The 5,565-nt window shown below is 72.4% G+C and carries 5 protein-coding genes; 1 reads left to right on the top strand and 4 read right to left on the bottom strand.

Annotated features, from left to right (window positions below; translation table 11 throughout):
- Positions 1–61: 61 nt before the first annotated feature.
- The 4 genes from ACWGIG_RS36330 to fmt form a co-directional block, all read right to left on the bottom strand.
- Positions 62–1,075: a sugar-binding transcriptional regulator gene (locus ACWGIG_RS36330; RefSeq protein ID WP_453325985.1), complete on the bottom strand. Its 1,014-nt coding sequence runs from the start codon at positions 1,073–1,075 to the stop codon at positions 62–64.
- 160 nt (positions 1,076–1,235) lie between these two features.
- Positions 1,236–1,922 (bottom strand): ribulose-phosphate 3-epimerase, encoded by a 687-nt coding sequence (rpe, locus tag ACWGIG_RS36325; RefSeq protein WP_453325984.1) that lies wholly within the window; start codon positions 1,920–1,922, stop codon positions 1,236–1,238.
- A gap of 146 nt (positions 1,923–2,068) precedes the next feature.
- Positions 2,069–3,547, bottom strand: coding sequence for an RsmB/NOP family class I SAM-dependent RNA methyltransferase (locus tag ACWGIG_RS36320; protein ID WP_453325983.1), 1,479 nt, complete (start codon positions 3,545–3,547; stop codon positions 2,069–2,071).
- A gap of 32 nt (positions 3,548–3,579) precedes the next feature.
- Positions 3,580–4,521, bottom strand: coding sequence for a methionyl-tRNA formyltransferase (fmt, locus tag ACWGIG_RS36315; RefSeq protein ID WP_453325982.1), 942 nt, complete (start codon positions 4,519–4,521; stop codon positions 3,580–3,582).
- A 245-nt stretch (positions 4,522–4,766) separates the two neighbouring features.
- Between fmt and ACWGIG_RS36310 the strand changes: the two genes are divergently transcribed.
- Entirely contained in the window at positions 4,767–5,432 is a 666-nt protein-coding gene (locus tag ACWGIG_RS36310) for a hypothetical protein (RefSeq protein ID WP_453325981.1), read from the top strand.
- The last annotated feature ends 133 nt before the right edge of the window (positions 5,433–5,565 follow it).

The following is a 5,565-nucleotide window of genomic DNA, read 5'->3' as shown; positions in this document are numbered from 1 at the left end:
GCATCATGCCGCGCGCCCCTCCCTCGTACAGGTACGGAATTCCTCGTACGGGTACGGAAAATCAGTCGTCCGGGTCCGCCCGGTCCAACGCCGGACGCGGCGGCGGGCCGCCCGCGTTCAGCAGGTGGTCCGCGGCGGCCGTGTCCGTGACCAGGCTGGTGACGAGTCCGGAACGGAGCACCGCGTCGATCGCGGCCGCCTTGCGCAGTCCGCCCGCGATGGCGACCACCTCGGGTATCCGGCGGAGCCGGTCCGCCTCGACGGTGATGCAGCGCTCGCCGAGGTCACGTCCGACCCGGCGGCCGTCCGCGTCGAAGAGGTGCGCGGACGTCTCGGCCGCGACGCCGAGCGAGGCGTAGTGCGCGCGCTCCTCGTCCGTCAGCATGTCGTGGACCGTCGAGATGCCCCGCTCCCACGAACCGATGGACACGCACGCGACCGTCACCTTGTCGAAGTACTCGAAGGCGCGGGCGATCCCGGTCTGGTTGCGCAGCGCGGCAGCCGTCGCCGGGTCGGGCAGCAGCATCGGTGCGTAGATCGGGTGGGCCTCGCCGCCGGAGACCTGGGCGGCCCTGCGGACCGCCTCGACCGAGCCGCGCTCCGCCGTCCCCGCGTCGTACACACCGGTCAACTGCACGACCGTGCACGGCGGGAGGTGGTGCAGGGCGGCGGCCATGTGGATGGTGGAGCGGCCCCAGGCCAGGCCCAGCACATCGCCCTCGTTGACGAGTTCGCCGAGCAGGTCGGCGGCGACCTCGCCCAGGTTCTCCGGGTCGGGGGCGTCGTCCGCGGCGTCCGCCGGGGACTCGACGACGACCGCGTGACGCAGACCGTACCGGGCCCGCAGGGCGTCGGAGCGCTCCGCGTCCAGTTCGGCGGGGACGCGGATCTCGATCCGTACGAGATCACGTTCGAGAGCGGTCTCCAGGACCCGGGCCACCTTGAAGCGGCTGACGCCGAACTCCTCGGCGATCTGGATCTTGGATTTGCCCTCAAGGTAGAAGCGGCGGGCCATGGCCGCCGCCTGAACCAGCTCAGCGGGTCCCATCCGCATGGCCGACCGGCCCGCTGACATCGCAGACACCGCGATCTCCTTACCTTGGTTCACTTTCACACAATGGTTCGTCGTTCATCCTGTCAGATGTGACGGACCTTGATCAGCCCTGTGGGCCCACGTTCATTTTGCCTTCTTATTACCGTGACCGTGCCGCTGCTGCGGCGCCGTTCCCCGGTCCTCAGTGCGCGCAGGCCCAGGAAGCCTTGGCCGTCGTCTCGTCGGCCTGGTGGCGCAGCATGCGTACGGCGGCGGCCGGGTCGTCGGTGTTGTAGACGGCGGAGCCCGCGACGAAGACGTCCGCGCCCGCCTCGGCGCACCGTTCGATGGTGGAGGCGGAGACGCCGCCGTCCACCTGGAGCCACAGCTCCAGGCCGTGCTTGGAGATCAGCTGACGGGTACGGCGGATCTTCGGCAGCATGATGTCCAGGAACGACTGCCCGCCGAAGCCCGGCTCAACCGTCATGATCAGCAGCATGTCGAGCTCGGGGAGCAGGTCCTCGTACGGCTCGATGGGCGTGGCCGGCTTGAGCGCCATGGACGCGCGGGCGCCCTTGGCGCGGATCTCGCGCGCGGTACGGACCGGGGCGGCGGCGGCCTCGGCGTGGAAGGTCACCGAACCGGCGCCCGCCTCGACGAACTGCGGCGCCCAGCGGTCCGGGTCCTCGATCATGAGGTGACAGTCCAGCGGGATGTCCGTGGCCCTGCTCAGCGACTCCACGATCGGCACGCCGAGGGTGAGGTTCGGCACGAAGTGGTTGTCCATGACGTCGACATGGAGCCAGTCGGCGCCTTCGACGGCCCTGGCCTCGTCGGCGAGCCGGGCGAAGTCGGCGGACAGGATACTGGGATTGATCTGCGCTGCCATGCCCCAAGACTGCCATGCCCCAAGGAAGTTCCCGACCGGGATCGACCCGTCCGGCGTTCGAGGACGCGCGGACGCAGTCCGGGCCCGGGGCACAGCCCCGAACCCCCGCCCCCACCGGCCCGGCGCCGCCCCTGCTCATCCCCGGCTCACGCCACCCTCCTCAGCACCGCCAGGTACATCGCATCCGTCCCGTGCACATGCGGCCAAAGCTGCACGTCCGGCCCGTCCCCCAGCGCCGAAACCCCCGGCATCAGCGGACGCGCGTCCACCCACTCCACCTCGAACGGCTCGTTGCCCGCGCCCTTGCCCTTGATGACGTCGTCCACGACGGTCCGCGTCTCCGCGAGGTGCGGCGAGCAGGTCGCGTAGCCCACGACTCCACCGACCCGGACGGCCTTCAACGCCTCCCGCAGCAGCGCCCGCTGAAGCGGAGCAAACCCTTCCAGGTCCTCCGGGCGGCGCCGCCACCGCGACTCGGGCCGACGGCGCAGCGCGCCGAGCCCCGAGCACGGCACATCCATCAGCACCCGGTCGAAGGTGCCGGGCAGCCACGGCGGCCGGGTGCCGTCCGCCGCGATGACCTGGTACGGACCCGGATTCCCGGCCAGCGCCTGCGCCACCAGACGCGCCCGGTGCGGCAGCTTCTCGGAGGCGAGCAGCGCCGCGCCCCGCTCGGAGGCGAGGGCCGCGAGCAGCGCCGCCTTGCCGCCGGGGCCCGCGCAGCCGTCCAGCCACTGCTTGTCGGGCCCTTCGACGGGTGCGTTGGCGAGGGCCACGGCCACGAGCTGGCTGCCCTCGTCCTGGACGCCGGCGTGCCCGTCCCGTACCACCTCCAGCGCGCCCGGCTCGCCGCCCTCGGCCATCCGTACCGCATAGGGCGACCAGCGGCCCGGCAGCCCGGACTCCTCGCCCAGCACCGCCAGCAGCTCGTCCGTGGTGGACCGGCCGGGGCGGGCGACCAGCGTCACCTCGGGGCGCTCGTTGTCCGCTTCGAGGAGGTCCTCGATGCCGCCCCGGCCGCCGCCCAGCGCGTCCCACAGCGCGGAGACGATCCAGCGCGGGTGCGAGTGCACGACGGCGAGGTGCTGCTCCGCGTCGTCCTCGTAGGGCGGAGCCACCTGCTCCACCCACGTCTCCAGGTCCTGCTTGGAGATCTTGCGGAGCACCGCGTTGACGAACTTCGCGCGCCCCTCGCCGAGCACCACCCGCGCCAGCTCCACGCTGGCGGAGACGGCCGCGTGGGTGGGGATGCGGGTGCCGAGCAGCTGGTGCGCGCCGAGCGCCAGCACGTCGAGCACCGGCGGGTCGACCTCGCGCAGCGGCCGGTCGATGCAGGCCGCGATGATCGAGTCGTACGTGCCCTGCCTGCGCAGCGTGCCGTAGACGAGTTCGGTGGCGAGGGCGGCGTCGCGCGCGTCGAAGCCCTCGTTCTTCTCCCGGGCCTTCTTCAGCAGCGGCGGCAGCACCAGGTTCGCGTACGCGTCCCGCTCGTCGACGGCGCGCATCGCCTCGAAGGCGAGGAAGCGGACGGGGTCCTTCTGGGGCTTGCGGTGCGGCTTGTACGGCTTGCGCGCGGGACCGCTCTGCTGGTTCTGCCGGTTCTGCTGGGGCTTCTGGTCGCTCAAAAGGTGCTCCGCTTAGTGAAGGGGGTTCCCCCTCAGCGTACGTCCGCCTTGGTCAGAAGCTCTCCGGGGGCGATGCGTACGCCCCTCGCCCAGTCGGCCGCCTTCATCGGCTTCTTGCCCTGCGGCTGTACCCAGAGCAGCTCGACGGCGTGCGAACCGGTGCCGACGTGGACGTTGTTCTTGCCCGCGGACAGCTCGCCGGGAGCGAGATCGGTGCGGTCCGCCGCCAGTCCCGCCTGCACCAGTTTCAGCCGCTCGCCGCGGAAGACGGTCCACGCGCCGGGTGCGGGGGTGCAGCCGCGCACGATGCGGTCGACGCGCAGCGCGGGAGCGTTCCAGTCGACCTGCGCGTCCTCGACGCTGATCTTCGGAGCGAGGCTGATGCCGTCGGCGGGCTGCGGAACGGGAATCAGCGACCCGTCCTCGATGCCGTCCATGGTGGCCACGAGCAGGCCGGATCCGGCGAAGGCGAGCCGGGTCAGCAGGTCACCACTGGTGTCCGTGGCCCGCACCTCCTCCGTGATCACTCCATAGACCGGACCGGAATCCAGCCCCTGCTCGATCTGGAACGTCGACGCGCCCGTCACCTCGTCACCGGCCATCACCGAGTGCTGTACGGGGGCCGCGCCGCGCCAGGCGGGCAGCAGCGAGAAGTGCAGGTTGACCCACCCGTGGGCCGGGATCTCCAGGGCCGACTTCGGCAGCAGCGCACCGTACGCCACGACCGGGCAGCAGTCCGGGCCGATCTCGCGCAGCCGGGCCTGGAACTCCTCGTCGCGCGGCTTCACCGGCTTGAGGACCTCGATCCCCGCCTCCTGGGCGCGGTCCGCGACGGGACTGGCGACCAGCCTGCGACCGCGTCCTGCGGGGGCGTCCGGCCGGGTGACGACGGCGACGACCTCGTGCCGGGAGGCGATGAGTGCGTCCAGGGCGGGAACGGCGACCTCGGGGGTGCCGGCGAAGACGAGCTTCATGGATGTACGGGCCTCTCGGTCGGCGATCGGGCAGCGCACCAGTCTATGGGCGACGCCCCGGACCCGCCCGAGGGGGCGTACGCACGTCCGTGCGCCCCGCGCATATGCGGACACGCCCCTGGAGCGTGACCACAACACCGGGTGGCGCGTTGGTCAAAAGAGATTGACCGAAACGGGTCGTCAACCTCACGGCCCCGTCCTTCATCCGTCCTTCTTCACTCAACGCCGGTTCGAGAGGCTTTTTCATGGCCGACCACGCAACCCATGACGCCCAAGCGCGGGCCAGCCTGCACCTGTTGGTACGGGACATCGAGCGGGTCCGCCGGCAGGTGGACGCGCTGCGTACCCTCACCGCCCAGCTGGGCAACGTCTACCGCCCGCGCCGCTCGGGACCCTCCACGGGCTTCGTCGTGTACGGGCGGGCCCCCGCCCCTACCGTCCGCCTCGCGCAGGAACTGCGGGACAGCGTCGAGACCTTGGTGACCGCCGCCGTGGACTTCGACCGCTCGCTCGGTTTCTCGTGGGACGCGGTGGGTTCGGCGCTCGGGGTCACCAAGCAGGCGGTGCACCGCCGTTACGGCGCACGCAGGGCCGCGGCACAGTCCGCGAACGGAACCGCCGCGGACCACAACACCACGGACTCCGTCTCGGCCGCGTCCGCCGCCTCCGGTTCCCTGACCGCCTCGTCCTCCACCCCAGGCCCCCTGACCCCCTCCCCCTCTCCTTCCTCCCCCACCTCCACGAACGGATCGACCGCGACAGCGACGGCCCCCGCCGCGACGCGGACGATGCCCGCCATCCTGCCCGCGGTCCCCGCCGCCCGCTCCATGCCGCCGCAACCGACGGCGAGCAGCCAGTCCCTCCGCGAAGATTCCCGCTCCGCCACCTTCCCGGGCCCCCGCAACGGCTGACCCTCCCCGCCCCACCACTGGCCCCGGGCCCCCCCCCCAGGGGGGCCCCCCGGGGGGGGGGCGGCGCCGCCGGCCGGGCCGCCCCCCCCCCGGCCCCCCCGCGCCCCCCCCCGGCGCCGCCCCCGCCCCCCCG

It is taken from the genome of Streptomyces sp. NPDC054863, from assembly GCF_053610825.1.
Note: the sequence above shows the minus strand (reverse complement) of the source record. Positions and strands in the feature narration are given on the sequence as shown.

Excerpts from the sequence above, each read along its gene's own strand:
- ACWGIG_RS36330 (WP_453325985.1), bottom strand. The coding sequence starts at position 1,075 with ATGTCAGCGGGCCGGTCGGCCATGCGGATGGGACCCGCTGAGCTGGTT.
- rpe (WP_453325984.1), bottom strand. The coding sequence starts at position 1,922 with ATGGCAGCGCAGATCAATCCCAGTATCCTGTCCGCCGACTTCGCCCGG.
- fmt (WP_453325982.1), bottom strand. The coding sequence starts at position 4,521 with ATGAAGCTCGTCTTCGCCGGCACCCCCGAGGTCGCCGTTCCCGCCCTG.
- ACWGIG_RS36310 (WP_453325981.1), top strand. The coding sequence starts at position 4,767 with ATGGCCGACCACGCAACCCATGACGCCCAAGCGCGGGCCAGCCTGCAC.